The sequence below is a fragment of the Streptococcus sp. HMSC074F05 genome (assembly GCF_001808725.1).
Lineage (GTDB): Bacteria > Bacillota > Bacilli > Lactobacillales > Streptococcaceae > Streptococcus > Streptococcus parasanguinis_I.
In genome coordinates this window covers 109,148-135,775 of sequence record NZ_KV794409.1, presented here as the reverse complement: position 1 = coordinate 135,775, position 26,628 = coordinate 109,148, and the positions used below count along the sequence as shown (strand labels likewise).

Sequence of the window (26,628 nt, the reverse complement as noted above, 5' to 3'; positions counted from 1 at the left end):
TATGACTTTTAAAAAGTTTGCAATACTTTCAACGATTTTTGTCGCAATTTTAGGATTTTTTGTCTATAAATACTACCAAGATAAACAAGAAAAAGAAGATTATTACAATAATGTGTACACTTATAGTGGTGACTACGAAATTGGTGATTATGAATTTCTAGGAGATAAGGGTATCGTAGCAAAGTGGGTTAGTAAAGATCCGGAAGAAGATAAACAAATTCGTAAGCACCTTAAGAACGATCCACAAAGTAAAGTTGAATATCATAACAATGATGTTATCATGGCAGGTAAACGTTTTATCATTAGAGAGAATTTTAAAACGATGTCGCGCAAAAAAGGTGGAAGTACCTATCGTTTATTAATCTATGATACAAAAGATCAAACTTTAAAAAAGAAAGAGGTTGATGTATTAAAATGGCTTCGAGAAAAAGGTGAAGGCTGGGGATTAAGTACAGTTGGTCCATCTTTAAATACACTACCTAGCGGAAAGGAAGTGTTGTCTGTCAATATTCAAAAGAGTACAGAAAAAAAGGTAAATGGTATTCCGGTCTCTAAGACAGAAATTAAACCATATTATTTAGATTTGGAAACGGGTAAATTCATTGATTATCAGAAGGAAAGCAAAAAATTAGAGGGATTATATTCTTCAATCAATGAAAATTACCAAGGGGATTCTTTACCAGGAGATGAATTATTACATTATGGTCTTGATTTAAACTATAATACTGTAAACATCAAAAAAGAATTATTTGAACAAAGTAAAGATCTACCAATTCAGAAAGAATATCCGAAGGCTTACAAAATTTTAAAAGAAAATAATAGCGCTTATTATCCAACTTTTAATAGCGATCGAAGTCCAAAAGAAATTTTAAATCATTTATCTCCTCTTATACCAGAAGGTAGTGACATTTTACAAGATACAAGGATTCAATAGTTAAATAAGAAAGGAGATAAAATGGGAACAGGTACTAAACGAATTAGCTCAGAACATATAAAAGGAGTTAAAGCAAGTTTTAAGGTTGCGGATGAACATTTATCAGATAAGTCCTCTGACTTGATAGAATCAGATGCAACAGAAAAATTATCAGCAGCAACAAGCTCCATTAAACAAATGATTACTGATTTGAGTGATACTGTGGAAAATCTTGATCAGTATTTAAATTCAATAGCGGATGCTTTTGATAGAGTGGATGGCGATTTAGCTGAAGCGATTAAAAATAATATAAGTGAATCATTTTCAAATGGGAAGTCGACCAAGCAAATGCAGTCAGAAGAAGAAAAACGTCAAAATGCAGAGAAAAAACAAGAAACAACAAAATCTAAGAAAAAAGTTCAATATCCATAAGTGTCTTATTGTATTTGAGAAAATTTATTGTTTATAGCTGATTTTATTTTAATGAGGAAGTCGTTTATAAATTGGGAGAACCAAATATGAACTGCGATCAAAAAGTTAGACAGAAAAAATCAAACTTTTGGTGTCAGTACACAGGTTCTCTCTTTTTTCATCCCCTCAGCTCTCTCCACCTAGTGACGAACTTGCTCTTCAAACTAATTTCCGGTATGATAGTAGAAAATGTTTTTGAATCTAACTCAATTATAAAAGAAGGGAAATGATCCATGAAAAAGATGATGGTATTACTGGCGAGTGTGTTTGTATTAACAGCTTGTGCTCAGCCGAAAAAAGAGGTCAAGGAGGCGACTGCAAAGAAAACTGAGCAAACTACAAAAGCCTCCTCGTCTGCTAAAGAGGAACAGGGGTTGAAATTTGTAGTGGCACCTCAGTATGAAGGAAAAACATCTGACTTGATCGAACTAGGGAAGAAGTTAGTTAAAGAGCATCCGGAGGCTGGCAAGCAAGGTGAGATCACTTTGTATTATACAGGGAGTACCTATACTTTGAACCAACAAGAATATGTAGTATTTATGTTGGTCAACAAAACGACAACGAATATTGATCATGATGCAGAATATAAGCTCAATTGGAGTTATGATGGACAATCTATATATCAAAATCAGTTAGTTGAGTATAGTATTTCTGAAAATGGCACATTACCAACGCAATCGGCAACGATCTTTTTGCTTCCTTTGACTAAGGAGCAACAATCAATTGTCGAAAGTATAACAGATGGAACGAAGATGAGTCTTAGTATGTCAGATCTGATGATGAAGTAGGTGATGGGTATGCCCGATATCAGAATACTTCTAGTCATTGCTGTGGCTGTTATTGGATTTCCTTTATTTGAAGTACTCTTTTTTGGATATTTTTATAGAAGAGAAGTTAGGATTAAGACCCTCTCGTCAAAGAGCGTTGAGGGAGTGGTAATTGGCTATAAGAGGGCACAAATTGTAGCGGCTCCGATTGTAGAATATAGAGTGGATGGTCAGACCTATCGAAATAGCCTGAAATATTATTGGGTGATGCGGGCAACACTTCCTTGGAAAACGAATCAAGCGGCTAGCGACATCGATTTGATGGCGCAAAGGATAACTATCTACACCAATTCTACAGTCTCCAAGGGCAATCTTTTTCAAGATGCTTTTCCATTGGGATCGAGCATGACGGTCTGGTATAATCCAGCTTGTCCAAAAGAATCATACGTTGAACGCTATAGTGGGCTAGATAAATTTTATAAGAGGGAAATGTGGATTGGAATCTGGATGTTGATATTATTGCCGATTTTAGCAGTTGTGGCCATCATCATGGGGATGAAGTATAAATGATGGATCAGCCCTAACTGAATAAATGAAACATGAAGAGAAATCACCAACCTATCGGTGATTTCTTTGTCTTCACTTCTCCCTCGAATTAATCCTTAAATTGTGATAAAATAAGGGTTACGAATGTTTTTGAACGGTCTGTTTTTGCTTAGATGCGGGCTACTCAAAAGCGAGCAAAAGAATCAAGATCAAGGGAGAAACAATGTCCAACACCTTTGAAATTTTAATGGATCAGCTGGATATGCCGCTGGAGATGCGATCTTCCAGTGCCTTTTTGCATGCGGAGATTCAAGAAGTCGTGGTGCATAAGGTTAGTCGGGTCTGGGAGTTCCGCTTTGCCTTTGCGGAAGTCTTGCCCATTGCTTTGTTTAAGGAATTGAGCCAGCGCTTGAAGGACGAATTTTCAAAGACGGGAAACCAAGCGACCTTTACCATCCAAGTGGCCAATCAGGACTTTTCTGATGATTTATTGCAGGCCTACTATCGGGAGGTCTTTGAGGATGGACCTTGTGCTAGTCAAGGATTTAAGGGACTTTACCAAGACTTGCAGGTGCGTGCGGAAGGGCAGGAATTGATCATCTCAGGGCCTTCTTCGGTTGATACGGAGCATTTTCGTAAGAATCATTTGCCCAATCTTGCCAAGCAGTTGGAAGCCTTTGGTTTTCCGCATTTCACCTGTCGGGTGGAGTCTGATGAGGAGTTGACAGAGCAGGAAGTGGCGCGCTTTGAGCAGGAAAATGAAAAGATCTTCCAAGCAGCCAATGAAGAGACCTTGCGGGCTATGGAATCCTTGGCCCAGATGGCTCCGCCACCAGCGGTTGAAGAAAAGCCAGCCTTTGATTTCAAGGCTAAGAAGGCTGCGGCTAAACCTAAGCTAGACAAGGCTGAGATCACTCCGATGATCGAGATCACAACAGAAGAGAATCGGATTGTCTTTGAGGGTGTGGTCTTTGACGTGGAGCACAAGGTGACACGAACCGGTCGGGTCTTGATCAGCTTTAAGATGACCGACTATACCTCGAGTTTTTCCCTTCAGAAATGGGTCAAAAATGAGGAAGAAGCTCAGAAGTTTGACATGATCAAGAAGAACAGCTGGCTCCGGGTGCGGGGAAATATCGAAATGAACAATTTCACGCGCGACTTGACCATGAATGTCCAAGATATCCAGGAAGTCGTGCATTATGCCCGCAAGGACCTGATGCCAGAGGGTGAGCGCCGGGTGGAATTCCACGCCCATACCAATATGTCGACTATGGATGCCCTGCCGGAAGTCGAAGAGCTGATCGCCAAGGCAGCTGAGTGGGGCCACAAGGCGGTGGCCATTACCGATCATGGCAATGTGCAGAGCTTCCCACATGGCTTTAAAGCAGCCAAGAAGGCTGGGATCCAGCTGATCTATGGGATGGAAGCCAATATTGTAGAGGACAAGGTGCCGATCACCTATAACGAGGTGGATCTGGATCTCAATGAAGCGACCTATGTGGTCTTTGACGTGGAAACGACGGGACTTTCAGCCATTTACAATGACTTGATCCAGGTTGCCGCTTCTAAGATGTACAAGGGCAATGTCATTGAGGAGTTTGACGAATTTATCGATCCGGGCCATCCTCTGTCTGCCTTTACGACCCAATTGACAGGGATCACCAATGAGCATGTCCGGGGGGCTAAGCCCTTGGTGCAGGTCTTGAAGGAGTTTCAGGCCTTCTGTGAGGGAACCGTTCTTGTCGCCCACAATGCCACCTTTGACGTGGGCTTCATGAATGCCAACTATGAGCGTCATGGTCTTCCCAAGATCACCCAGCCGGTCATCGATACCCTGGAATTTGCCCGCAACCTCTATCCAGATTTTAAACGGCATGGTTTGGGGCCATTGACCAAGCGCTTTGGAGTAGGCTTGGAGCACCACCACATGGCCAACTACGATGCGGAAGCAACGGGGCGCCTGCTCTTTATCTTCATCAAAGATGTCGCTGAAAAGCATGGGGTGACCAATCTTAAGGATCTGAATATCGATTTGATCGATGAGAATTCTTATAAGAAGGCGCGGGTCAAGCATGCGACCCTCTATGTCAAAAATCAGACTGGCCTTAAGAACATGTTTAAACTGGTTTCACTTTCTGGGACCAAGTATTTCGAAGGAGTCCCACGGATTCCAAAGACTGTGCTGGATGCCCACCGCGAGGGCTTGATCCTTGGATCGGCCTGCTCAGAAGGGGAAGTCTTTGATGCCGTCATGTCGCAAGGTGTGGATGCGGCAGTCGAAGTGGCCAAGTACTACGACTTTATCGAGGTGATGCCACCGGCTATCTACGCACCTCTCATTGCCAAGGAGCAGGTTAAGGACATGGATGAGCTCCAGACCATTATCAAGAGCTTGATCGAAGTGGGAGATCGCCTCGGCAAGCCCGTTCTTGCGACAGGAAATGTCCACTATCTGGAGCCGGAAGATGAGATCTATCGGGAGATCATTGTCCGTAGTCTCGGTCAAGGGGCTATGATCAACCGGACCATTGGGCACGGAGAAGATGCCCAGCCAGCGCCACTTCCTAAAGCGCATTTCAGAACCACCAATGAAATGCTGGATGAATTCGCCTTTTTGGGAGAAGACTTGGCGCGCAAGATTGTTATTGAAAATACCAATGCGCTAGCCGAGACCTTTGAGCCAGTTGAAGTGGTCAAGGGCGACCTCTATACGCCATTTATCGACAAGGCCGAAGAAACGGTTGCGGAATTGACCTATCAGCGAGCCTTTGAGATCTATGGTAATCCGCTCCCTGATATTGTCGATCTGCGGATTGAAAAGGAATTGACCTCTATTTTGGGGAATGGCTTTGCTGTGATTTATCTGGCCTCGCAAATGCTGGTGCATCGTTCCAATGAGCGGGGCTACCTGGTTGGATCGCGTGGATCCGTTGGATCCAGCTTTGTGGCGACTATGATCGGGATCACAGAGGTTAATCCGCTCTCGCCTCACTATGTCTGCAGCCAGTGCCAATACAGTGAGTTTATCACGGATGGTTCTTATGGATCAGGATTTGATATGCCCAATAAGGACTGTCCAAACTGTGGACACCAACTCAGCAAAAACGGCCAAGATATTCCCTTCGAGACCTTCCTTGGTTTTGATGGGGACAAGGTACCCGATATCGATTTGAACTTCTCTGGGGAAGACCAGCCGAGCGCCCACTTGGATGTTCGGGATATATTTGGGGAAGAATATGCCTTCCGGGCAGGAACGGTAGGTACCGTCGCAGCTAAGACCGCCTACGGCTTTGTCAAGGGCTATGAGCGTGATTTTGGCAAGTACTACCGAGATGCCGAGGTCGAGCGCTTAGCTCTCGGTGCCGCTGGGGTTAAACGGACGACCGGTCAGCACCCGGGGGGAATCGTTGTTATTCCAAACTATATGGATGTCTATGACTTTACTCCGGTCCAGTATCCGGCAGATGATGTGTCAGCTGAATGGCAGACCACCCACTTTAACTTCCACGATATCGATGAGAACGTCCTCAAGCTCGATGTGCTGGGACACGATGACCCGACCATGATTCGCAAGCTCCAGGACTTGTCAGGCATCGATCCAAACGATATCCCTATGGATGATCCAGGTGTCATGGCCCTCTTTTCTGGGACCGATATCCTAGGGGTCACACCGGAGCAAATCGGGACTTCAACTGGTATGCTGGGGATCCCAGAGTTTGGGACCAACTTCGTTCGGGGCATGGTGGATGAAACCCATCCGACGACCTTTGCGGAGCTCTTGCAGCTCTCTGGTCTGTCTCATGGTACCGACGTGTGGTTGGGAAATGCCCAAGACTTGATCAAGGCGGGTATTGCCGACCTATCGACCGTTATCGGCTGTCGGGACGACATCATGGTTTACCTCATGCACGCAGGGCTCGAGCCTAAGACGGCCTTTACCATCATGGAGCGCGTGCGGAAAGGCATGTGGCTCAAAATCTCAGAAGAAGAGCGCAATGGCTACATCCAAGCCATGAAGGAAAACAATGTCCCTGAGTGGTACATCGAGTCCTGTGGGAAGATCAAGTACATGTTCCCCAAAGCCCATGCGGCGGCCTATGTTATGATGGCCCTTCGTGTGGCCTACTTTAAGGTGCATCATCCTCTCTATTATTACTGTGCCTACTTCTCGATTCGGGCCAAAGCCTTTGATATCAAGACCATGGGTGCAGGCCTTGAGGCCGTGAAAGCTCGGATGAAAGAAATCGCTGAAAAACGCAAGAACAACGAAGCTTCCAATGTGGAGATCGACCTCTACACGACCCTTGAAATTGTCAATGAGATGTGGGAGCGGGGCTTCAAGTTTGGCAAGCTAGACCTCTATCGCAGTCAGGCGACAGAATTTTTGATCGATGGGGACACCCTCATTCCGCCATTTGTCGCGATGGATGGTCTGGGAGAGAACGTTGCCAAGCAGATCGTGCGGGTGCGTGAAGAAGGAGAATTTCTCTCTAAGACCGAGCTCCGCAAGCGCGGCGGTGTCTCCTCAACCCTGGTTGAAAAGATGGATGAGATGGGCATTCTTGGCAATATGCCAGAAGATAACCAGCTCAGCCTCTTTGATGATTTGTTCTAGAAACAAAGGAGGAAAACATGAAGGTAGAAATTTTTGCAGAAGACAAACCAGCTGAAAAAGTCTTTGAGTACAAGCTAGAAGTGGCAGACAATGTCCTGCTCCTTTCCACCGCCATGCTCTCAGGAGCGATTGCTCTAGCCGGCTTATTTTCAGCCTTGAAAGATTAACGGACAGCCTCTATTTTCCTGTTGAAAATAGAGGTTTTTCAGTCCTTTCAGATCTGATAAGTGTTTTCTTTGGACCTAGATTGTGTTACAATTTTTAGTAACGATTGTTTGTGACAAGGAAACAGAAAAACAATGGATGTTCTTTCAAAAAGATGAAACAAAGGAGAAGCGCGTGGCAAGATATTTAGTAGGGCCTTACAACAATAGTTGGAACTTTATGGATGCGGTTGAAAAAGCGCAGGATGGGGATACCATCGAGTTTGAAAATGGGTATGTCTTTCAATGGCCGACAAATAAAGTGATCGAGATCGACAAGAACCTTCATTTTGTGGGGCATGTTGTCCCAAATCCAAATGGCAATGGGCGCATGTTTAACAACATCATTGAGGCTTCCTTCCGATTTGTAGAGGGAGCTCAGGTGACATTTGAAGATCTGTGGTTTAAAGTTGGTGGGAATTATACTACCTTGCTCTTATGGAATAGCTCAGATATCACCTGTAAACAGGTCTATTTTGAAGCAACCACTCCAACAAATAATGAATTTTTTATCTATATGGATACGCATTCGAAGTTGACACTGGAAGGAGTCGGGATGAAGGTTCCGGAAAAACACCAAAGTGCCATCGGAATGTCAGCATCAGAATTGTCCATTCGCAATTCAACGATTTTTTCTAAGATAGATCTGTCAGAAGGATCTAAATTGACCTTAGAAAATGTCCATATTGAAAAATTTGGGAATAATACGATCCATGCCAAGGACTCAGAAGTGATCGCAAAAAATTCAACGATTACAGGCGGGGATCTGGAAAAGGATTTTCCACCAGTTTGGTTGAGGAATGTCATCTGGGAGTCTGAAAACTGTAAAATTGAGCTACCTACCGGTACTGGGGTCTGTCTTGATAATAATGTTCAATTCAATTCGGATTCGGATCGTATAACCTCCATCAATTCATTCAATAGTATGATCCGAGCTCACCAGGCTACATTTACAGAATTTTTATGCGTCTATGAAGAGTCCTTTGCTTCCCTGACTGGAGAAACAACCTTCTTGAATGAGAATGCCGAAACCATTTCATTTGGCGTTTTTGATGATGGTGTGCTGATGGCTGAGCATATGATTTGTCATAAGATTGCGGATCCTAATATACGGCTTCAAGGTGGAGCCTTTGCGAAGGTGGGCACCATGACCTATAAGCAAGGGGATGCGCGTGATCTGACCAAGGAAATTGAGGATGACTGTGATTATCTTGTCGGTAGAGAAGTGGCGAAGGGCAATGTGCAAGTCGTTCCTACGGGACAGGCGACGGATGCAACGGTGGCTCCAACAACTGCAAGAGACTCTGGACCAGAGAAGAAACAAGATGCTCTTCAAGAACTCAATAGCCTGATTGGTCTTGAAAAAGTCAAACATGAGATCAAGAAAATGATCAACATGGTGGAATTTAACAAGAAACGAATCGCCAGTGGCAAGGCTCCTGAAAAGCAAACTTTGCATGCTGCCTTTATGGGAAATCCTGGTACAGGGAAAACCACTGTGGCCCGTCTGTTGGGACAAGTGCTCTTTGATGCGGGTGTCCTCTCAGGGGAGGAATTCCGTTTTGTGGAAGCAACGGAGTCCGATCTGATTTCTTCGAATATTGGAGGAACAGCTGAACAGACCCAAGCCCTGCTTGAAAAAGCGCGAGGAGGCATCCTCTTTATTGATGAAGCCTATAGCTTGGATAAAAAAGATAGCGGTGCGGACTTTGGGATCGAGGCGATCAATACCATCCTCAAATTTATGGAGGACAATCGTGACGACATCATGATAATCTTTGCCGGCTATACCAAGGAAATGGAGGAGTTCTTAAAGACCAATCCAGGCCTTCGTTCTCGGGTGCCAAATAATTTCATCTTTGAAGATTTCACAGGAGATGAGATTGTTCAACTAGGTGAAATGATCCTAAGCAAAGGAGACTATAAACTAGAAGACCGGGATTACTATGCGCGGCATGTTAAGCGGGCTTATGATGGCTCGCTAGATAAGAGCAATGGTCGCTGGATCCGTAACCTGGATGAGCAATTGACCAAGACCATGGCAGATCGGGTGGTGGCCCAAGGTTCTGACGATATTGAGACCATCCTCAATAGCGATATCGATGCTGTCCTTAACCAAGGTAAGTATCAAGCAGGAGCCGACAAGGAAGAAGATGGGATGGCTGCCCTCAACCGATTGGTTGGAATTGCTAAGGTGAAAGAGCAAGTCGAACAATTCGTAGCCATGGCTGAGTTCAATCAAAAACGGGCTGAACAAGGTGGCATCGTCGAAGACACGACCCTGCACTCTCTCTTTCTTGGAAATCCTGGTACAGGAAAGACCACCGTGGCCCGCATTTTGGGCAATATCCTCTTCCAAAAAGGAGTTATCAAGCAGAAGAAATTCATCGAAGTATCGCGGAGCAATCTGGTTGGAGGCTACCAAGGTCAAACAGCTTTGAAGACGCGCGAAGTCCTAGAAAGTGCACTGGGTGGAGTCCTCTTTATCGATGAGGCCTATACCCTCTTTACCGGTTCAAATGATGATTTTGGGAAGGAAGCTTTGGATGAAGTCCTCAAATTTATGGAGGACCACCGTCGTGATATCGTCATTATCTTTGCTGGTTACACGAAAGAGATGCACGACTTCTTGCAGGTCAATTCAGGTCTGCAAAGTCGGATCCCGACTACCTTTGACTTTGAAGACTACAGCCCAGATGAGATCGTCGAGATCGGTCTGTTAGGATTGCGTAAGCAAGGTTACCAAGTCAATGAAGCCCTTTACGGAGAGATTGTGAAAGAAAATTATATGCGGGCCAATGACCATAGTAATGGTCGCTGGGTTCGTAATCTTAATGAAAAACTCTTGCGCCAAGTATCGACTCGGGTAACCCGTGAAGGTAGTACGGATTACAATTCGATTTTGGATCAAGATTTGGAAGCCTTGAGAGAGAATGGCAATTCTGGGCATCCCCATACAGTGGATGATCAAGGCTATGTTCTTACTTAAGTTAGAAGGAACAAGAAAAAGGATTCTGCAGGAGCGGAATCCTTTTTGCATGGACTTATGGTATACTAGGAAGAGATCATTCACTTATGAAGGAGAAAAAATGGTTTTACCAAATTTTAAAGAAAACCTCGAAAAATATGCCAAATTGTTGGTGGCGAACGGTATCAACGTGCAACCTGGTCATACCTTGGTCTTGAACATCGATGTGGAACAAAGAGAATTGGCCCACTTGATCGTGAAGGAAGCCTATGCCTTGGGGGCACATGAAGTCATTGTCCAATGGGCAGATGATTTTACTACCCGGGAGAAATTCCTCCATGCACCGATGGATCGCTTGGACAATGTACCTGACTACAAGATTGCAGAGATGAACTACCTCTTGGAACACAAGGCTAGTCGTTTGGGTGTGCGTTCGTCTGATCCAGGTGCCTTAAATGGTGTCGATGCAGAGAAATTGTCTGCCTCTGCCAAGGCTTTGGGCATGGCCATGAAACCAATGCGCATCGCCACTCAATCCAACAAGGTCAGCTGGACAGTGGCTGCAGCAGCAGGACTAGAATGGGCGAAAAAGGTCTTCCCAAATGCGGCGAGCGATGAAGAAGCAGTAGATCTCCTGTGGGATCAAATCTTCAAGACTTGCCGAGTGTATGAGGAAGATCCCGTCAAAGCTTGGGAAGAGCATGCAGCTATTCTCAAGAGCAAGGCAGATACACTGAATAAGGAACAATTCTCAGCTCTTCATTACACAGCCCCAGGAACTGATTTGACTCTTGGTTTGCCGAAAAACCACGTTTGGGAATCTGCTGGAGCTATCAATGCCCAAGGCGAAGGCTTCTTGCCAAACATGCCGACAGAAGAGGTCTTCACAGCTCCTGACTTCCGTCGCGCAGAAGGTTATGTCACTTCTACAAAACCGCTTAGCTACAATGGGAACATCATTGCAGGCATCAAAGTGACCTTTGAAAATGGAGAAATCGTAGATATCACAGCTGAAAAAGGCGATCAAGTCATGAAAGATTTGGTCTTCAAAAACAAGGGAGCGCGTGCCTTGGGTGAATGTGCCCTCGTACCAGACCCAAGTCCAATTTCACAGTCAGGCATTACCTTCTTTAACACCCTCTTTGATGAAAATGCATCAAACCATTTGGCCATCGGGGCAGCCTATGCAACCAGCGTAGAAGGGGGCGCAGAATTCACAGAAGAAGAACTCGAAGCAGCCGGCCTCAACCGCTCAGACGTCCACGTCGACTTCATGATCGGCTCAAGCCAAATGGATATCGACGGTATCCGAGAAGACGGTACCCGCGTCCCAGTCTTCCGTAACGGAGATTGGGCAATATAGGGAGCAGGACAGAAATCGGTAGACGCAGTCTCGATTTCGTAGTCCTGCCCCCGCACAGTTGATTAGGAAGTACGAGTACCGAAGGTAGGAGTAGTTCCAATCAACCACTGCGCCGAGAGACAGAAATCGGTAGACGCAGTCTCGATTTCGTAGTCCTGCCCCCGCACAGTTGATTAGGAAGTACGAGTACCGAAGGTAGGAGTAGTTCCAATCAACCACTGCGCCAAGAGACAGAAATCGGTAGACGCGGTCTCGTAAAAAAAGTAAGGTAGTAGTGATGATTCACTACTACCTTACTTTTTGTCATTTACGCTATTCTAAAATCAAGAGTCCTTCTTTGATTTCAAATGGGTTGTTTGGGTTGATGCGGTCATAGAACATGATGCCGTTGGTGTGGTCGATTTCATGTTGAACGACGATGGAGTTGTATCCTTTGAGTTTGATGCGTTTCTTTTCCCCATCTTTTGTGAAATACTCAACCGTCACGCGGGCATGGCGAACCACATAGCCTGGTACGTTGCGGTCTACTGAGAGACAGCCTTCCCCGTCGCCAAGAGCTGCATCTTGAACAGAATGGGCGACAACCTTTGGATTGTACATGACTTCTTGAAGGCTATAGGCTTCTTTTGGTGGGTTACCATCGGCATCTTCTGGATTGGGAACCAAAACAGCGATAATCCGTTTCGAGATATCCAACTGTGGTGCTGCGAGTCCCACTCCTCCACGGAGGCCAAGTTTTTCAGCCATAACAGGGTCTTGAGAATGGTGCAAGAATTGCATCATTTTTTCACCCAGGATAATTTCCTGATCAGATAAAGGGAAGGTCACGTCTTCTGCAACCGCTCGAAGTGTTGGATTTCCTTCGCGGATAATGTCATCCATATCAATCAAATGGGACGCTCTTGTAATTTTTTCAATTGCTTTCATCGTTTTACTCTCACTTTCTTTCTACCCTCCATGATAACACAAAAGAGCCTAAAATTAAAGTTATCTGTCGACGGTTTCCGCATGTTTGATGGACAAATCATTCATCCTTTTTGCATCTAAAATCGTATAGATTCGTCCTTCTCTTTGGACTAAGCCCTCTTCAATCATCTGCTTGATGACGCGGCTAAGGTGGCGGTAGCTGATCCCAAAACGCAGGGCCAGCTGATTCATCTTGGGCTTGAGGGTCCCATTTTCATCGCAATGCTCCAGAAAATGCGTAGCGAGGCGTTCCTTGACCGAATAATGAAAGTTGGCAGGAGCCAAATAGTTGATCTGGTGCAATTTCTCAGCCAAGGTCTTGGCCGTAGAGTGCAAAAAGGTTGGATCAAGCAGGAGGCGCTTCTTAAAGTGCTGGGCTGGGAGCTGAACGACTAGCGAGTCTTGGTCTGCAATGACCGATGTGATACAGACCCGATCGAGCAGGAGCTCAATCTCTCCTAAGAGTCCAGGTTTTTCTTGGATTTCAAGGATGGTGTCGCTGCCATTCTCAAGACTGTGGATAATCTTGAGCCGACCTTTGAGAAAATAAGGAATGACATCTTGTTCAGAACCCTGACGGCAGATATAATCTCCAGCCTGATAGAGAACGAGGTCCAGCTGGCTAAGACAGTCGCCTGGAAAGATCTGGTCCAATTGGTAGTCTGTGATGATTTCCTTGAGTCTTGTAGATGGGGAAATTTTTTTCATCTCAATCTCCTAAAATAGGACAAATGTCCTGTTTTTCTATTTCTAAATTGATTATACTAGGATTCTATTGAAAATACTAGTTTGAATCTTTTTTGAAAAAACTAGTAAAATCAAAATGTTACCAGTAAAGTGTAGGAAATAAAAAATGAAAAAAACAATGGAAAGAATCAGTCTCTTGAGCTTGTCGCTCATGCTGATCTCATCCTTTTCAATTACAGCCGGTTTGCCGGCTATGAAGGCTTATTTTAGCCAATTTGGCTATACAGCAAGCCAGGTGGAACTCTTGGTTTCCCTGCCAGCCTTTGCGGTCGTGGCCATGCTCTTTTTAAATAGCGTGATCGAGCGGTGGATGAGTGAGCGCCAGATGATTGTCGCAGGGCTCTTGCTCTTTTCAACTAGTGGCCTCTTGCCTTTGGTCGTACAGGACTATCCTCTCATCTTTCTAAGTCGTCTGATCTTTGGCTTGGGGACAGGAATGATCAATGCCAAGGCCATTTCAATTATCAGTGAGCGCTACTCAGGCAATGACAAGACCCGGATGCTGGGCTATCGGGGGTCTGCTGAAGTAGTGGGTTCTGCCATCTTGACCTTTATGGTGGGACAACTCTTACCCCTAGGCTGGCCAGCGATCTTTGCCGTATATGGTGGTGGTTACTTGATTTTACTCCTCTATATCCTTTTTGTCCCTTATCCTAAGGAGAAAAAACAGGCTAGCTTGAAGGTGAAAAAGTCAGGATCCGTCCGCCTTCGCTCCCCTCAATGGCGTTTTAGTCTAATGCTAGCTGTGATTGCTGGTATCATCATTTGCTTCAATTCTATTATTAGCTTGCGCGTGCCGGATATCATCGTTGATGCTCGTTTGGGAACGGCGACAACAGCTGGAACCGTCTTGAGTCTGATGCAATTGACAGGGATTGTAGCAGGAGTGGGCTTTGCCAGTTTGACACATGTTTTCAAAAAGAACTTGCTCATGATCATGTGTTTTGGTTTCGGACTAGCTCTGGCCTTGATTGGCTTGTCCGGACAGCTGTGGAGCCTGGTTTTAGGAACCCTTTTAGCAGGATTTACTTACAGTACAGGGGTCACCAGTATCTTTTATCACTTATCTGAAAAAATCCCGACCAATCTCCTGAACCTTGCGACCTCGCTGGTCTTGATTGGTTGCAATCTCGGATCAGCCCTCTCTTCTTTCTTCATCCAGTTGGTGACGCCACTAGCTCCTTCCAATCATCTGCTCTTTGTCTTGATTGGTGTTTTGATGCTCCTAACAGGAGTCTTCGCCTCACAATTACTAGCACGAACGAAATGATGGAGAAATCATTTCGTTTTTTTAATTCAATCTATTGCGTCCTGTCACTAGCTCGTGTTATTATAGGAGGAGTGTGAAAAAAAGATTAGTTTAAAGGAAAAAATAATGAAAAGAATCATGGAGAAAGTGAGTATTCTCGCGCTTTCATTTATTTTGACGACCTCGTTTTCGATTTCGAGTGCGCAGTCGGCCATGTTTGCCTATTACAAGGGAATTCCTCACAGCATGATTGAGCTCTTGGTCTCGCTTCCTTCTGCAGGGATCATGGTTTCACTCATTTTCAATAAATGGATTGGACGCCTATTTTCAGAGCGTCAGATGATTGTGATAGGCCTAGTCGCTTACGCTCTATGTGGCTTTATTCCCTTAATCAGTCCAGCTTATCCGGTTGTCTTTTTGTCTCGGATTATTTTCGGGATGGCGGTTGGCTTACTCAATGTTTCTGCCATTGCCATTATCAGTGAGCGCTATAAAGGAAAAGAACGCGTCCAAACTCTTGGTATTCGTGGTTCTGCAGAAGTTGTTGGGACGGCCGTTTTGACCTTTGGAGTGAGCCTTTTGATTCGCTTTGGCTGGCAGGCTGCCTTTCTCGTTTACGGCATCAGCATTCCTATCTTACTTTTGTATCTCTTATTTGTGCCTTATGGATCTAAGACAGAAGCAGTGGAGGAAAAACACCGGGATGTCAAGATGACGGGGGGACAATGGCGGACTGCGCTCGGCTTAGCGGTCGTTGCGGCAGCTATCGTCTTGTCCAATGTCATGATCACCGTTCGGATTCCAAGTGTGGTAGAACAAGTTGGACATGGCACTGCCCAAACTGCTGGGGTTATATTAGCAGCCATGCAATTTGTTGGGATCTTGGCAGGTTTGGCCTTCTCGCCCTTGACCTATCTATTCCGTGATCGTTTATTATTGGTTTCGGGAGTAGCTTATGGTGTGGCCCAAATGTTGATAGGGGTCTCTCCAAATCTCTCGATTCTTGCCCTTGTAACCATTGCTTCTGGCTTCGCCTACAGTGTGGCTTTGACAACAGTTTACAATGTCTTATCTGATAAGATGCCAGCAGGGGTCTTGAGCCAGGCAACGTCCATTGCGGTTTTGGGATGTAGTGCAGGTTCGATCGCAACGACCTTTGTCCTTAGTCTATTAGGGACGATCTCATCTGCTCCAGTCTTCATTTTTGGATTTTCTGGTATCCTCATGATCCTGGTTTCCTTTTTTGGTCTTTGGATTGTACGAAAGAGCGGGAAGTAATCATGCGACTAGATAAATTTTTAGTGGATTGTGGCGTGGGGAGCAGGACCGAGGTCAAGCAACTCCTCAAGCAAAAGAAAATCTCAGTAAATGGAAAAAAAGAGACAGCAGGAAAACTACAGATTGATCCAGACAAGGATCAGGTGACCTTTATGGGAGAAGACCTGGTCCATGAAACCTTTGTGTATTATCTGCTTAATAAACCAGCTGGGGTCATCTCAGCGACAGAAGATGATCACCACCAAACTGTGCTAGATCTATTGGATGAGACAGCCCGTCACAAGGAAGTCTTTCCTGTCGGGCGCTTAGATATCGATACCCATGGCTTGCTCCTTTTGACCAATAATGGCAAGCTCGCCCATGCCATGCTTTCGCCGAAGAAGCATGTGTCGAAGATCTACTGTGCCCAGGTGGCTGGGATCATGGATGAGGTAGATGTAGCCCGTTTTGAAGCAGGCATTGACCTCAAAGACTTTACCACCCTGCCCGCGAGATTGCAGATCGTAGAGGTGAATGAGGCAAATGCCAGCTCCTACGTCGAAATCGAAATCGCTGAAGGAAAATTTCATCAGGTCAAGCGCATGGTCGCTGCCTGTGGTAAGGAAGTGGTGGATTTAGAGCGGATCTCTATGGGTCCTCTAACGCTAGATCCAAGCCTGAAATTGGGAGAATGGCGGAGACTTCATCCTTCTGAACTCAAGTCCTTAGAGGTCTTCGGAGTTCCCTTATAAGCAAAAAACCAAGCAGTCTGATTTATACAGGCTGCTATTTTTTATTTGTATCAAGAAAATGAACTGAAAAGACAAAAAATGATTTTAATTGCTTGTACTATCAAAGCAAATTGTTTATAATGAAAAAAGATAGGTTGTGTATAAAATCACAATATGTAGTGATAATTTTTCGACTCACATACCTTATCTAGTAAACGTAGAAAAAGGAGAAAAATCGTTTATGAAAAAGTGGCTCTATTCTGTTGTGACAACAGTTGCCCTATTTTTACTAGCGACTTTAGGATTTGCCAAACCCAATAGTCCAGCTAAAGTCCATGCCGATACGATCAATGATGTTGTGACATCTGTAAACATCTCGAAATCAACTGGTGGAGCGATTACAGATCCACTCGGTGTTTGGGAGAGTTTTCAAGTTGAAGCAAACTTTGTGTTGCCGAATGGTCGTGTAAAAAAGGGAGATCAGACCGTTATCCAACTTGGAGATGACTTTAAGGTCTTTGAAACGGACACCATTGACCTGCTGGATCCAAGTGGTCAAAAGGTTGCGACAGCAACGGTAGATGATCAAAGAAAGGTCATCACCGTAACCTATACGGACTATCCTGAAAGAATGGCTAATGTGACAGGGAAACTGCGTTTCTTTGCGCGTGTAGACCACCAAGTCGTCAAAGGACAAAAGACACTTGATTTTACTCTTACGATCGATAAGAAAGTGATTTCGGGTGGGAATATCGATTACAAAGGGGTCAATCCAGGTGAGAATCCTCCTACTCCAGAAGTCTTTAGCAAATGGGGCTGGACTAACTCAGATGATAAATTAAAATTGACCTATACCTTGAACATCAATCAAGGTCACACTGCCCTTCATAATATTGATATTAAAGACCAATTGGCCTTTACAGATGGAAAAATCAAAGCAGATTCTGTCAACATCCATACAGGAACTTGGCAGGTCAGTGACGAAGATGGGGCTTATCACTTAAGAGACACCACCAACGTCACCAAGAATTATTCCCCTGTTGTCAGCGCTGATGGTCGTTCTCTAACGGTTCATATTGGAGATCTAGCTCCTGAACAAGGGATGACTGTTCGTTATGATGTCTATCTGGACAAGGTCCCAGCCATCAATACATCCTACAAAAACAATGCGACAATGACAGCTACAGAAATCAAGGAGCAAAATAAGGTAGCAGACGTTCTGTATCAGTTCCTTGATGGAAAATTCAATGGTGAGAAATATTCCTTCACGATTCACAAAAAAGGTGAAAATGGTCAAGCGCTTGCCGGTGCCGTCTTTGCTGTGACAGCAGATGATACAGGTGAGCAAGTGGGAACCATTACGACAGATGAGAATGGTGTTGGCACCATTACGGGCTTGATCAAACAAGCTTATACGGTTCAAGAAATTCAAGCTCCAACAGGCTATGTTCTCTCTGAAGAACCTATCAAGATTAGCAAGGATGATTTTGGAAATGACCTTGCGATTTCTCGTGATGTTGTGAACCAAAAAGAAAAAACAAGTGTCTCTGGCCAAAAGACATGGAATGACAATGACAACCAAGATGGCAAGCGTCCATCAAAAATCACAGTCAATCTCCTAGCAAATGGTGTCAAAGTCGCTTCTAAAGAAGTGAAAGCAGATGCTACAGGAACTTGGGCTTATCATTTTGATAATCTCGATGTGGTCGATGATGCTGGCAATGTCATTGCCTACACTGTTTCAGAAGAACCTGTTGAAGGCTATGAAACAACTATTGAGGGAACCAATATTACCAACACTCGTACACCAGAAGTTGTTGAAATTCCAGTAACGAAAGTTTGGAAGGACAATGACAACCAAGATGGCGTTCGTCCTGACAAGGTTACTGTTCGTCTCCTTGCAGATGGTACAGAAGTAGCTAGCCAAGAGCTAAGTGCAGCGACTGATTGGAAGACAGTCTTTACCAATCTTCCAAAATACAACCACGGCAAACAAATTGTCTACACAGTCACAGAAGACACAGTAGCCAATTACTCTGCTACTATTGATGGAACAACCATTACCAATAGCTACAAGCCAGGTAAAACCAGCGTCACTGTTACAAAACGTTGGGAAGACAACAATGACCAAGATGGCAAACGTCCAAGCGCCATTAAGGTACAGCTCTATGCAGATGGCAAAGCTCAAGGAAAAGAAGTGGAACTTTCTGCTAAAAATAACTGGACTCATACCTTTAGCAATTTGCCTCTAAAAGCGAAAGGCAAAGAGATTCAGTACCAAGTGAAAGAAGTTGGAACAGTCAAAGGCTATACTAGTACGGTTGATGACAGTAACAAGGGAAATGTAGTGATTACCAATAGTCGCACACCAGAAGTAACGGAAGTAGCGGTCAAGAAGATCTGGGATGATGCAGACAATAAGGATGGTCTTCGTCCTGAAAAAATCACAGTTCGTCTCCTTGCGGATGGTCAAGAAGTAGCTGTAAAAGAAATCACAGCTACTGATAATTGGCAAGCAAGCTTTACGGATCTACCCGTATACAAGGAAGGTAAGAAGATTGCCTACACGATTACAGAGGATCCAGTAGCAGGTTATACAAGCAACATTGATGGTTTCACAGTAACCAACCGTCATACGCCACCAACAACACCACCTACCACTCCACCAAGCACACCGCCAACGACTCCGCCTACAACCCCACCAACGACACCGCCAACAACTCCTCCTACAACTCCACCGACGACACCACCAACAACGCCGCCAAGCACACCGGAAAAACCAGAAACTCCAACGACACCAAAAGAAGGAAAGAAAAAAATTCTTCCATCAACTGGTGAAGTTGTTGCTTACGGGTTGACCATACTCGGTGCACTCTTAGCAATTTTTGCTTTGGCTTTGCTCTTGCGTGGTAAACGGAAAGAGAAATAAGCTTCATACCGATAAAGAGGCTGGGACAAAAGTCCTAGCCTCTCAATTATTTTTGGATTGTCGAGCAAGACGCAGTGGTTGAGTGGGCTCTACTACGCTGATTTCATCAGCTTTTACAGCCCTACTCAACTGTGCGGAGGTGGGACGACGAAATCGAATTCTAACGAATTACCGATTTCTGTCCCACTCTCTTTTGAATAAGTTGCTTGAAGAATGCTCCATCAAACCGTTCAAATTCTTGAGGTTCATCTTAAAAATCCATCTTGAAGGAAACATAAGTGTTTGACAGAAAGATGAAATCTTGGTAGAATAAGAAGGTCGAATAGACAACTAACTCTTTCTTGGTAGCAGGATATGCCAAACCTGCCACTCGGATAGAGCATAAAGAAAAGGAGCTTATCATGGCAATCTCAAAAGAGAAAAAAAATGAAATCATTGCACAATACGCACGTCACGAAGGTGACACTGGTTCAGTAGAAGTACAAGTTGCTGTCCTTACTTGGGAAATCAACCACTTGAACGAACACATCAAACAACACAAAAAAGACCACGCTACTTACCGTGGTTTGATGAAGAAAATCGGTCGCCGTCGTAACTTGTTGGCTTACCTTCGTACAAACGACGTTAACCGTTACCGTGAGTTGATCAACTCTCTTGGACTTCGTCGTTAACCTTGCGTCTAAAACGTTTCTATACTTCGTTGACTTCGCCTCGATGTACCATCAGTACAATCTTCGGCTCGGCGCCTTGTCTAGAAACGTTTTATCCAGCAAGAATGGAGCCTTCTGAATTCAGGGGGCTTTTTTATTGAGTTTTATCGGCCACAATTTTGGAGACTACAAAAACCTCAAATGGTAGCAGTCTGCAAGCCCCCTCGGAGAGCCCACACTTTACGAAGTAAAGTATAGTGGGTTATACTTTACATGGAAGTAGTCACCGAATTCCAGTTAGAAATTACTTTGTAACTACGTTTTGAGGAGGAGTAAAATGCTTTCCTACGTTCGACATTACCCACTAGCGATAGCTAAATTAATGTGTCTGTGCTTCCCTAAAATCTGCTGATTTATTACTGACTAATACAGGAGTTTTTTTATGGGACAGACAATCATATCTGCTATTGGTGTTTATATTTCCACCAGTATCGATTATTTAATTATTTTAATTATTTTATTTGCACAGCTATCACAGAATAAACAGAAGTGGCATATTTATGCAGGGCAATATCTAGGCACAGGCTTACTTGTAGGGGCGAGTTTATTTGCTGCTTATGTCGTCAATTTCGTGCCTGAAGCATGGATGGTTGGATTGCTTGGTTTAATCCCTATCTATTTAGGGATTCGCTTTGCAATTGTTGGAGAAGGTGAGGAAGAAGAGGAAGAAATTATTGAAAGATTTGAACAAAGCAAGGCAAATCAACTGTTTTGGACAGTTACATTGCTAACAATTGCGTCTGGCGGAGATAATTTAGGTATCTATATACCTTATTTTGCTTCGTTAGATTGGTCACAGACACTCGTGGCGTTGCTTGTGTTTGCAATCGGCATAATTATCTTTTGCGAGCTTAGTCGTGTGCTATCCTCTATGCCGTTAATTTCCGAGACAATTGAAAAATATGAGCGAATCGTTGTGCCCTTAGTATTCATTACACTTGGACTATACATCATGTATGAAAATGGCACGATAGAGCCTACAATCTTCAGTTCGTCGCCTTTTCTAGAACGGTTTTATCCAGTATAATCTTCGGCTACGGTTCCTAGCATCGTAAGGTAAAATAGACCAGAACTATCTCCCTTCGGGGAGGTTTTTTGTTTTGTTGTCTTTTCCTTATCGCACAAGATCCATCATTCTTAGGAAGTCGTTTTGTTTGACAGATGTAATAAACGGAGTTACAATGGATACATCTTAAGAAATAGAGGTTATCGCTATGATTGATATTACATATCTAGATGGTGCAAAGCAAGAAAGAGTCATGCATTTTGATTCCTATGAAGAGTTTGAACGATCCCAACAGACCTGCTTGATTGGTGTAGCGGATTACTATCCCGTACAAAAATTGACCTATAATGGGCACGAACTCGATTACCAAGGCACTTACGGAGATGTCTTCTTCTATTTGATGAAGCAAGACCTAGATCAATACAAAAACTAAAGGAGAAAAACAATGGTAAAAGCAATTACAGATGCAACATTTGAAGCAGAAACTAAAGAAGGATTAGTCTTGGTAGACTTTTGGGCAACCTGGTGTGGCCCATGTCGCATGCAAGCTCCTATCTTAGAAAAATTATCGGAAGAACTTTCGGAAGATGAGTTAAAAATCCTGAAAATGGATGTGGATGAAAATCCTGAAACAGCGCGTGCTTTCGGCATTATGTCCATCCCAACCTTGCTCTTTAAAAAAGATGGACAGGTGGTCAAACAAGTTGCAGGGGTACACACTGCAGCACAAATTAAGGCCATTGTGGCTGAGTTGAGTTAAAATTAATAGCACTCCCAATAGTAAGATAGGAGTGCTATTTTATATTCAAAGAAAGAGCACTGTTCTTTTAAATGAGGAACAAGGCTCTTTTATCATCAATAATTCTTCTGTTTCGAGAACAGTAACTTGAAATTTTTGGTGAGTTTTACCTTCACTGTGTCACCATTAGTATTGAAAAGATTGAATAGCTTCTTTCAAGTCAGCTTGTAAAATGTTTCTCTGGTCGAGTTGGACATAGACTTCCAATAGGCAGGATCTGAAGTTGGAAAATTTATAAAAGTCTTCCCTTTCTTCTATTGGGAAATCAACAGCTTTTATCCAAGAAGCTACCTGCTCTTGATCTAACTTTCCCTGTAAAATAGGTTCATAAAGCACTCTCGCCAAGCGCCAATCCTCATCATCTGTAAAACGAATCGAAATTCTTTTAAAGATTTGGCCAAGTATGTCCAATCCGTCAAGTACTCTATTTTTAGGAAAGCCAGGATGACAAACCACTTCTGTCAAGAGGTCAGCTCCATGCGCAAAAGCGTGAACCCAACCATACCGACTGGAAAAACCTGTTGTATCCTTTTCTTTTTCAAGATAATGTAAACCTTGATCCAGTAAAATATATCTTATATCGGCTTTTAATCTTTGATAAAAAATTGATTGCGGATTGGCATCTGCAGATAGGAGGTTGGCATAAACAAGGGCTTTAAAAGAACGCTCAAGTGTTGATAGCCCAATCTTATCAATCTCTTTTTCTACTCCTTCATTGGACGAGATCGTCTCAGCAATGAAATGAAATTGTTCCTGTGTAAACAGTTCTTCTTGAATCCCTCTAGCCAAGCTGGTAAAAACGAGATCATCGCGAATTTCGGGCGAGGGATCTCCCAAATGTTCTAGCAACCACTGGATTTCTTCTTGACGATAGCTTGGTTTTTCTTCTGTTATTTTTCTAAGTAACTCTTGATACATGGTCAATACCTCTACATTTTTAGCAACTTGATATAGTCCAGACCCCAGTTCTCAACAGCATCTAAGACAACTTTGAATTCCTGCCCTATTTCGGTTAAGCTGTACTCAACTCGTGGGGGAACTTCCGCATAGACCTTTCGTTGAATAATCTTATCCTTTTCTAATTGACGGAGATGACGTGTCAAAATAGTTTGAGTAATCCCAGGCAATAATCTCTGCAATTCTTTAAATCGTTTAGTACCCGTACTCAACTGATAAATGATTACCAGTGCCCATTTCCCTGTTAAAACCCTCTGCGTTGTCGCAAATGGACAAATACCATACTCACTCACTTTATTTGGCATAAAACATCTTCTTTCTATTTTTAAAAAAAATTATCCTTTATTAGCAACAATAGTATTGATTTTGATACCAGCTATCAAAAAAGTGTCTACTTGTTTTTTTGTTTGTAACTGTTAAAATTATATCATAAAAATGAAATGGAGAATAGATATGTCAACAAACTTAGAAATTTTCAATACTTATAACCAAGCTTTAATTGCTGGTGACTTTCCTGGTGTCTTTGAAACGATGGCAGACGATATTGTCTGGCATCAACCTGGTACTCATAGTATATCTGGTACAGTTGTTGGTAAGGACCAACTAGGATCTCACCTAGCTACATTTGCTGAGAAAACTAATGGAACCTTTAAGGTGATAACAAATTGGGTTTCTGATAATAAGGATTTTGTCGCAGCTAATGTTACTTTTCTTGGAACACGGGCTGATGGTACTGAACTCAATATGAACGGGATTGATCTCTTCCGTATTGAAGATGGGAAAATCAAAGAAGTTTGGCTCTTCTCTTCAGATCAAGCTGAAGAAGATAGCTTTTGGGGATAAGCAAAACAGATTGGAAAAATCCAATCTGTTTTTGCTTATACTCATAACTCAGCACTGTAGGCAATGATTTGATCGACAGTGTCTGAAAGGAATTGGATGGTATCGCGGAGTGGTTTATCCGTTGAGATATCTGCTCCGATAATCATGGCTGACTCATGTGGGGTCTTGCTACCGCCTGATTTAAGGAGATCTAGCCAATCTTTGGCTCCGTTTTCGGAGTTCTTCAAATGCAGGTAACCAGCGGTTGAGATAACTAGGCCAGCTGAGTAGGTATAGCTGTATAGTCCCATGTAGTAGTGGCTTTGGCGCATCCAGGTCAAAGCTGCATCGTCATCGATTTCAACGGCGTCTCCCCAGAATTCGGTCAAGACTTCCTTCATGATGCTATTGAGCTTGCTAGCGCCGAAGGTTCCACCTTCTTCAATCAGGGTGTAGACCTTGCGTTGGAAAGCCGCTTCCAGCAAGTGGGTGATGAAGTTGTGGAAGTAGGTATCTGTCAAGCGGTGAGCTAGGGCAAAGCGTTTTTGACGAGGATCGTCAAACTGGTGTTCCAAGTAGTCGCTGAGGAGGAGTTCGTTAAAAGTAGAAGGAGCTTCCACATAGTAGGTCGACATGTGGGCGTTGAAGTAGCTTTGGTTGTTATCTGAGAAGATGAATTGACCAGAGTGTCCGATTTCGTGGATTAAGGTATAAACATCGCTCATCCGTCCTGTCCAACTCATCAAGACATAAGGATGGACACGATAGGGGTCAGCTGCATAACCACCGGAATCCTTGCCTTCATTGGCAGCAAAGTCGACCCAACGTTCGGTTTGGTAGCGGGCAATTTCGCGGGAATATTCTTCGCCAAGAGGTTCCACAGATTTCATGACCAAATCATAAGCATCATCAATGGTAACATCTGGGTTGAGCGCACTGTCCAAGTCCAACTTCCAATCAGCAAAGGTCATTTTCTCAAGGCCGTTGACCTTGGCCACGTGTTTGAGGAATTTTTGAGCTACTGGAGCGAAGTCCTTCATGATCAGGTCAATCTGACGATCAAACATGGCACGATCCACTTCCTGCTCAGCTAAGAGATAGTCAAATACGGAATCGTAGCCTCGCATATCTGCAATCAGTTTTTCAGACTTGACTTGAGCTAGATAGGTAGCAGCAGCCGTGTTTTGGTGCTTGCGAAGACCTTCTGAGAAAGAACGAAAGGCTTTTTCACGAACTTCTGCATTCTCATGGTTTTGGTAGAAGTTTTCATAGGTGACAAAACTATTTTTGTAGACTTTTCCATCCACTTCAAAATCAGCCATTTCAAAGTCGCCTGCCCGCATCTTGGTATAGATGTCTTGTGGTCCGTAGAAGACTTCACCAAGGTTGGTCAAGGTCTTTTCCACATCAGCTCCCAAGTAGTGAGCTTTCTTGATTTTGGCTTGGCGAATGGCAAAAGTGAGGTGAGGAAGTTGTCCCAGGCGTTCGAGGACATCTTCATCCGCTTCTACCAAAGCATCATCAAAGAAGGAAAGTTCGACGCTGGCCCAAGTTTCGAAATCCATCCCTGCTTGGGCAATCTCTGCGAAAGCTTCGTCGCCGAAGTCAGTCGTTTGGGGCATAAAGCTGTAGTTGCCAATGTGGCTGAGTTGAATCTGAATCTGTTCAAAGATGGTAAAGGCAGCTTCGAAGTCTTCAAAGGTGTGGAGGTTACCCTTGTAGTTACGGACAAATTCATTGATTTCTTCGCGTGTTTTTTCGATGGCGCGTAAGAAGTCTTCCTGGTCTTGGTAGAGGGCTGTGAGGTCCCATAGTTCGTTCTCAGGAAATTCAGAACGTTTTTTTAATTCCATAATGTTCTCCTTTTGATCGGTATTCTTCCTTAAGTATAGCAGAAAATAGGACAGAAACATAGAGGGAGAGGGGAAAATGCTTGTTTGAAAATCTTGAAAGAGCTGGAAAAATTGACCATTTTTGATATACTAGGATAGAAATGAGGAGGTTTTTATGAAAAAGGTTATGATTTCACTACTGGCGGGTGCGTCCGTTCTAGCTCTGGTGGCTTGTACGCCCAAACGCTATGAACGCCAAAGTAAACCAAAGACAGCAACGTCATCATCGGTTAAAAAAGAAAAGAAGGATACGGGTCAAAAGTATTATCAAGAGGTTTTGGAGCGGTATGCTAAGTATGATACAGCTCTTAAAAATGGCGATAAGTCAGGCCTGTTTGCGGAATTAGGTAAGATAAAATCTGGCTCAGAAGAAAGCATCTATCTAGATGCTTTGGAGCGCTTAGGAACTCCGGTAACCTTCCAATACGCTTTTACAGACTTGAACAAAGATGGTGTGGATGAGCTCTTGGTGTCCAATCAATACACGGGAAACAAACAATATGTTTCTGCCATCTATTACCTCAAGGGTCAAGAAGCCGAATTGCTCCATACAGCTTATACAGCTGCGGTTGGTGGCTATCGCTCCAGCCTAGACCTTTTTGATAATGGGCAAATTGTCTACGCCACTTGGCAATCTGTGAACCCAGACCGGGAATTGACCCTTTATTCGCTAGGAAAAGGGGAAGCCAAGGAAGAAAAGAAAGCAACCATTCA

22 protein-coding genes and 1 pseudogene are annotated in these 26,628 nt (G+C 43.8%); 18 read left to right on the top strand and 5 right to left on the bottom strand.

Going from position 1 to position 26,628, the window contains the following annotated elements; translation table 11 throughout:
• Position 1 precedes the first annotated feature (1 nt).
• The 8 genes from HMPREF2685_RS02940 (at position 2) to HMPREF2685_RS02910 (ending at position 11,849) form a co-directional block, all read left to right on the top strand.
• A complete protein-coding gene (locus HMPREF2685_RS02940; protein ID WP_024054636.1) occupies positions 2-934 on the top strand; it encodes a hypothetical protein in 933 nt (310 codons plus the stop codon).
• A gap of 21 nt (positions 935-955) precedes the next feature.
• Positions 956-1,345: a hypothetical protein gene (locus HMPREF2685_RS02935; RefSeq protein ID WP_024054637.1), complete on the top strand. Its 390-nt coding sequence runs from the start codon at positions 956-958 to the stop codon at positions 1,343-1,345.
• Between the two features lie 272 nt (positions 1,346-1,617).
• Positions 1,618-2,172: a hypothetical protein gene (locus HMPREF2685_RS02930; protein ID WP_070465167.1), complete on the top strand. Its 555-nt coding sequence runs from the start codon at positions 1,618-1,620 to the stop codon at positions 2,170-2,172.
• A 3-nt stretch (positions 2,173-2,175) separates the two neighbouring features.
• Positions 2,176-2,721 (top strand): DUF3592 domain-containing protein, encoded by a 546-nt coding sequence (locus HMPREF2685_RS02925; RefSeq protein ID WP_315940844.1) that lies wholly within the window; start codon positions 2,176-2,178, stop codon positions 2,719-2,721.
• Positions 2,722-2,920: 199 nt separating this feature from the next.
• On the top strand, positions 2,921-7,315 hold the full coding sequence (locus HMPREF2685_RS02920; RefSeq protein WP_070465163.1) for a PolC-type DNA polymerase III: 4,395 nt from the start codon (positions 2,921-2,923) through the stop codon (positions 7,313-7,315).
• Between the two features lie 17 nt (positions 7,316-7,332).
• Positions 7,333-7,482 carry a hypothetical protein gene (locus HMPREF2685_RS10430; RefSeq protein WP_003010006.1) on the top strand — a complete coding sequence of 50 codons (150 nt, stop codon included), beginning with the start codon at positions 7,333-7,335 and terminating at the stop codon, positions 7,480-7,482.
• A 172-nt stretch (positions 7,483-7,654) separates the two neighbouring features.
• A complete protein-coding gene (locus HMPREF2685_RS02915; RefSeq protein ID WP_070465246.1) occupies positions 7,655-10,507 on the top strand; it encodes an AAA family ATPase in 2,853 nt (950 codons plus the stop codon).
• A gap of 100 nt (positions 10,508-10,607) precedes the next feature.
• The gene (locus HMPREF2685_RS02910; RefSeq protein ID WP_049507627.1) at positions 10,608-11,849 is read left to right on the top strand and encodes an aminopeptidase; all 1,242 of its coding nucleotides are present in this window, start codon (positions 10,608-10,610) and stop codon (positions 11,847-11,849) included.
• A 312-nt stretch (positions 11,850-12,161) separates the two neighbouring features.
• Here the strand turns inward: HMPREF2685_RS02910 and def are convergent, their stop codons facing one another.
• Positions 12,162-12,776, bottom strand: coding sequence for a peptide deformylase (gene def, locus HMPREF2685_RS02905; protein WP_031576207.1), 615 nt, complete (start codon positions 12,774-12,776; stop codon positions 12,162-12,164).
• Positions 12,777-12,836: 60 nt separating this feature from the next.
• Positions 12,837-13,523, bottom strand: coding sequence for a cyclic nucleotide-binding domain-containing protein (locus HMPREF2685_RS02900; RefSeq protein WP_031576205.1), 687 nt, complete (start codon positions 13,521-13,523; stop codon positions 12,837-12,839).
• Positions 13,524-13,668: 145 nt separating this feature from the next.
• Here HMPREF2685_RS02900 and HMPREF2685_RS02895 point away from each other — a divergent pair, with 145 nt between their 5' ends.
• From HMPREF2685_RS02895 to trxA, 8 genes are all read left to right on the top strand, one after another.
• A complete protein-coding gene (locus HMPREF2685_RS02895) occupies positions 13,669-14,832 on the top strand; it encodes an MFS transporter (RefSeq protein WP_070465160.1) in 1,164 nt (387 codons plus the stop codon).
• Positions 14,833-14,937: 105 nt separating this feature from the next.
• Positions 14,938-16,089, top strand: coding sequence for an MFS transporter (locus HMPREF2685_RS02890; RefSeq protein WP_070465158.1), 1,152 nt, complete (start codon positions 14,938-14,940; stop codon positions 16,087-16,089).
• Between the two features lie 2 nt (positions 16,090-16,091).
• On the top strand, positions 16,092-16,820 hold the full coding sequence (locus HMPREF2685_RS02885; RefSeq protein ID WP_070465155.1) for a pseudouridine synthase: 729 nt from the start codon (positions 16,092-16,094) through the stop codon (positions 16,818-16,820).
• A gap of 220 nt (positions 16,821-17,040) precedes the next feature.
• Positions 17,041-19,728 (top strand): Cna B-type domain-containing protein, encoded by a 2,688-nt coding sequence (locus tag HMPREF2685_RS02880; protein WP_070465152.1) that lies wholly within the window; start codon positions 17,041-17,043, stop codon positions 19,726-19,728.
• 401 nt (positions 19,729-20,129) lie between these two features.
• Positions 20,130-20,399 carry a 30S ribosomal protein S15 gene (rpsO, locus tag HMPREF2685_RS02875; protein ID WP_003004251.1) on the top strand — a complete coding sequence of 90 codons (270 nt, stop codon included), beginning with the start codon at positions 20,130-20,132 and terminating at the stop codon, positions 20,397-20,399.
• 421 nt (positions 20,400-20,820) lie between these two features.
• On the top strand, positions 20,821-21,465 hold the full coding sequence (locus HMPREF2685_RS02870; protein ID WP_070465150.1) for a CadD family cadmium resistance transporter: 645 nt from the start codon (positions 20,821-20,823) through the stop codon (positions 21,463-21,465).
• A gap of 187 nt (positions 21,466-21,652) precedes the next feature.
• Complete coding sequence (locus tag HMPREF2685_RS02865; RefSeq protein WP_070465147.1) at positions 21,653-21,877, top strand: DUF4649 family protein; 225 nt, start codon at positions 21,653-21,655, stop codon at positions 21,875-21,877.
• A gap of 12 nt (positions 21,878-21,889) precedes the next feature.
• Positions 21,890-22,204 carry a thioredoxin gene (gene trxA / locus HMPREF2685_RS02860; protein ID WP_023919472.1) on the top strand — a complete coding sequence of 105 codons (315 nt, stop codon included), beginning with the start codon at positions 21,890-21,892 and terminating at the stop codon, positions 22,202-22,204.
• A 165-nt stretch (positions 22,205-22,369) separates the two neighbouring features.
• On the opposite strand, the gene HMPREF2685_RS02855 is transcribed toward trxA, so the two are convergent.
• Both HMPREF2685_RS02855 and HMPREF2685_RS02850 read right to left on the bottom strand, forming a co-directional pair.
• Positions 22,370-23,161, bottom strand: coding sequence for a DUF2785 domain-containing protein (locus tag HMPREF2685_RS02855; RefSeq protein WP_070465143.1), 792 nt, complete (start codon positions 23,159-23,161; stop codon positions 22,370-22,372).
• An 11-nt stretch (positions 23,162-23,172) separates the two neighbouring features.
• Positions 23,173-23,505, bottom strand: coding sequence for a winged helix-turn-helix transcriptional regulator (locus HMPREF2685_RS02850; protein ID WP_006595586.1), 333 nt, complete (start codon positions 23,503-23,505; stop codon positions 23,173-23,175).
• Between the two features lie 148 nt (positions 23,506-23,653).
• Between HMPREF2685_RS02850 and HMPREF2685_RS02845 the strand changes: the two genes are divergently transcribed.
• Positions 23,654-24,043 (top strand): nuclear transport factor 2 family protein, encoded by a 390-nt coding sequence (locus HMPREF2685_RS02845; RefSeq protein ID WP_070465139.1) that lies wholly within the window; start codon positions 23,654-23,656, stop codon positions 24,041-24,043.
• A gap of 41 nt (positions 24,044-24,084) precedes the next feature.
• On the opposite strand, the gene pepF is transcribed toward HMPREF2685_RS02845, so the two are convergent.
• Positions 24,085-25,875 (bottom strand): oligoendopeptidase F, encoded by a 1,791-nt coding sequence (gene pepF / locus HMPREF2685_RS02840; protein WP_070465136.1) that lies wholly within the window; start codon positions 25,873-25,875, stop codon positions 24,085-24,087.
• Positions 25,876-26,029: 154 nt separating this feature from the next.
• Here pepF and HMPREF2685_RS02835 point away from each other — a divergent pair.
• Positions 26,030-26,628, top strand: a pseudogene (locus HMPREF2685_RS02835) (hypothetical protein); the annotation flags it as partial.

Coding starts and splice junctions, on each gene's coding strand:
- HMPREF2685_RS02855 (WP_070465143.1), bottom strand. CDS start 23,161: ATGTATCAAGAGTTACTTAGAAAAATAACAGAAGAAAAACCAAGCTAT.
- HMPREF2685_RS02845 (WP_070465139.1), top strand. CDS start 23,654: ATGTCAACAAACTTAGAAATTTTCAATACTTATAACCAAGCTTTAATT.
- HMPREF2685_RS02885 (WP_070465155.1), top strand. CDS start 16,092: ATGCGACTAGATAAATTTTTAGTGGATTGTGGCGTGGGGAGCAGGACC.
- HMPREF2685_RS02900 (WP_031576205.1), bottom strand. CDS start 13,523: ATGAAAAAAATTTCCCCATCTACAAGACTCAAGGAAATCATCACAGAC.
- HMPREF2685_RS02920 (WP_070465163.1), top strand. CDS start 2,921: ATGTCCAACACCTTTGAAATTTTAATGGATCAGCTGGATATGCCGCTG.
- HMPREF2685_RS02895 (WP_070465160.1), top strand. CDS start 13,669: ATGAAAAAAACAATGGAAAGAATCAGTCTCTTGAGCTTGTCGCTCATG.
- HMPREF2685_RS02930 (WP_070465167.1), top strand. CDS start 1,618: ATGAAAAAGATGATGGTATTACTGGCGAGTGTGTTTGTATTAACAGCT.
- HMPREF2685_RS02940 (WP_024054636.1), top strand. CDS start 2: ATGACTTTTAAAAAGTTTGCAATACTTTCAACGATTTTTGTCGCAATT.
- HMPREF2685_RS02935 (WP_024054637.1), top strand. CDS start 956: ATGGGAACAGGTACTAAACGAATTAGCTCAGAACATATAAAAGGAGTT.
- def (WP_031576207.1), bottom strand. CDS start 12,776: ATGAAAGCAATTGAAAAAATTACAAGAGCGTCCCATTTGATTGATATG.
- rpsO (WP_003004251.1), top strand. CDS start 20,130: ATGGCAATCTCAAAAGAGAAAAAAAATGAAATCATTGCACAATACGCA.
- HMPREF2685_RS02910 (WP_049507627.1), top strand. CDS start 10,608: ATGGTTTTACCAAATTTTAAAGAAAACCTCGAAAAATATGCCAAATTG.
- HMPREF2685_RS10430 (WP_003010006.1), top strand. CDS start 7,333: ATGAAGGTAGAAATTTTTGCAGAAGACAAACCAGCTGAAAAAGTCTTT.
- pepF (WP_070465136.1), bottom strand. CDS start 25,875: ATGGAATTAAAAAAACGTTCTGAATTTCCTGAGAACGAACTATGGGAC.
- HMPREF2685_RS02865 (WP_070465147.1), top strand. CDS start 21,653: ATGATTGATATTACATATCTAGATGGTGCAAAGCAAGAAAGAGTCATG.
- HMPREF2685_RS02880 (WP_070465152.1), top strand. CDS start 17,041: ATGAAAAAGTGGCTCTATTCTGTTGTGACAACAGTTGCCCTATTTTTA.
- HMPREF2685_RS02925 (WP_315940844.1), top strand. CDS start 2,176: ATGGGTATGCCCGATATCAGAATACTTCTAGTCATTGCTGTGGCTGTT.
- HMPREF2685_RS02870 (WP_070465150.1), top strand. CDS start 20,821: ATGGGACAGACAATCATATCTGCTATTGGTGTTTATATTTCCACCAGT.
- HMPREF2685_RS02850 (WP_006595586.1), bottom strand. CDS start 23,505: ATGCCAAATAAAGTGAGTGAGTATGGTATTTGTCCATTTGCGACAACG.
- HMPREF2685_RS02890 (WP_070465158.1), top strand. CDS start 14,938: ATGAAAAGAATCATGGAGAAAGTGAGTATTCTCGCGCTTTCATTTATT.
- trxA (WP_023919472.1), top strand. CDS start 21,890: ATGGTAAAAGCAATTACAGATGCAACATTTGAAGCAGAAACTAAAGAA.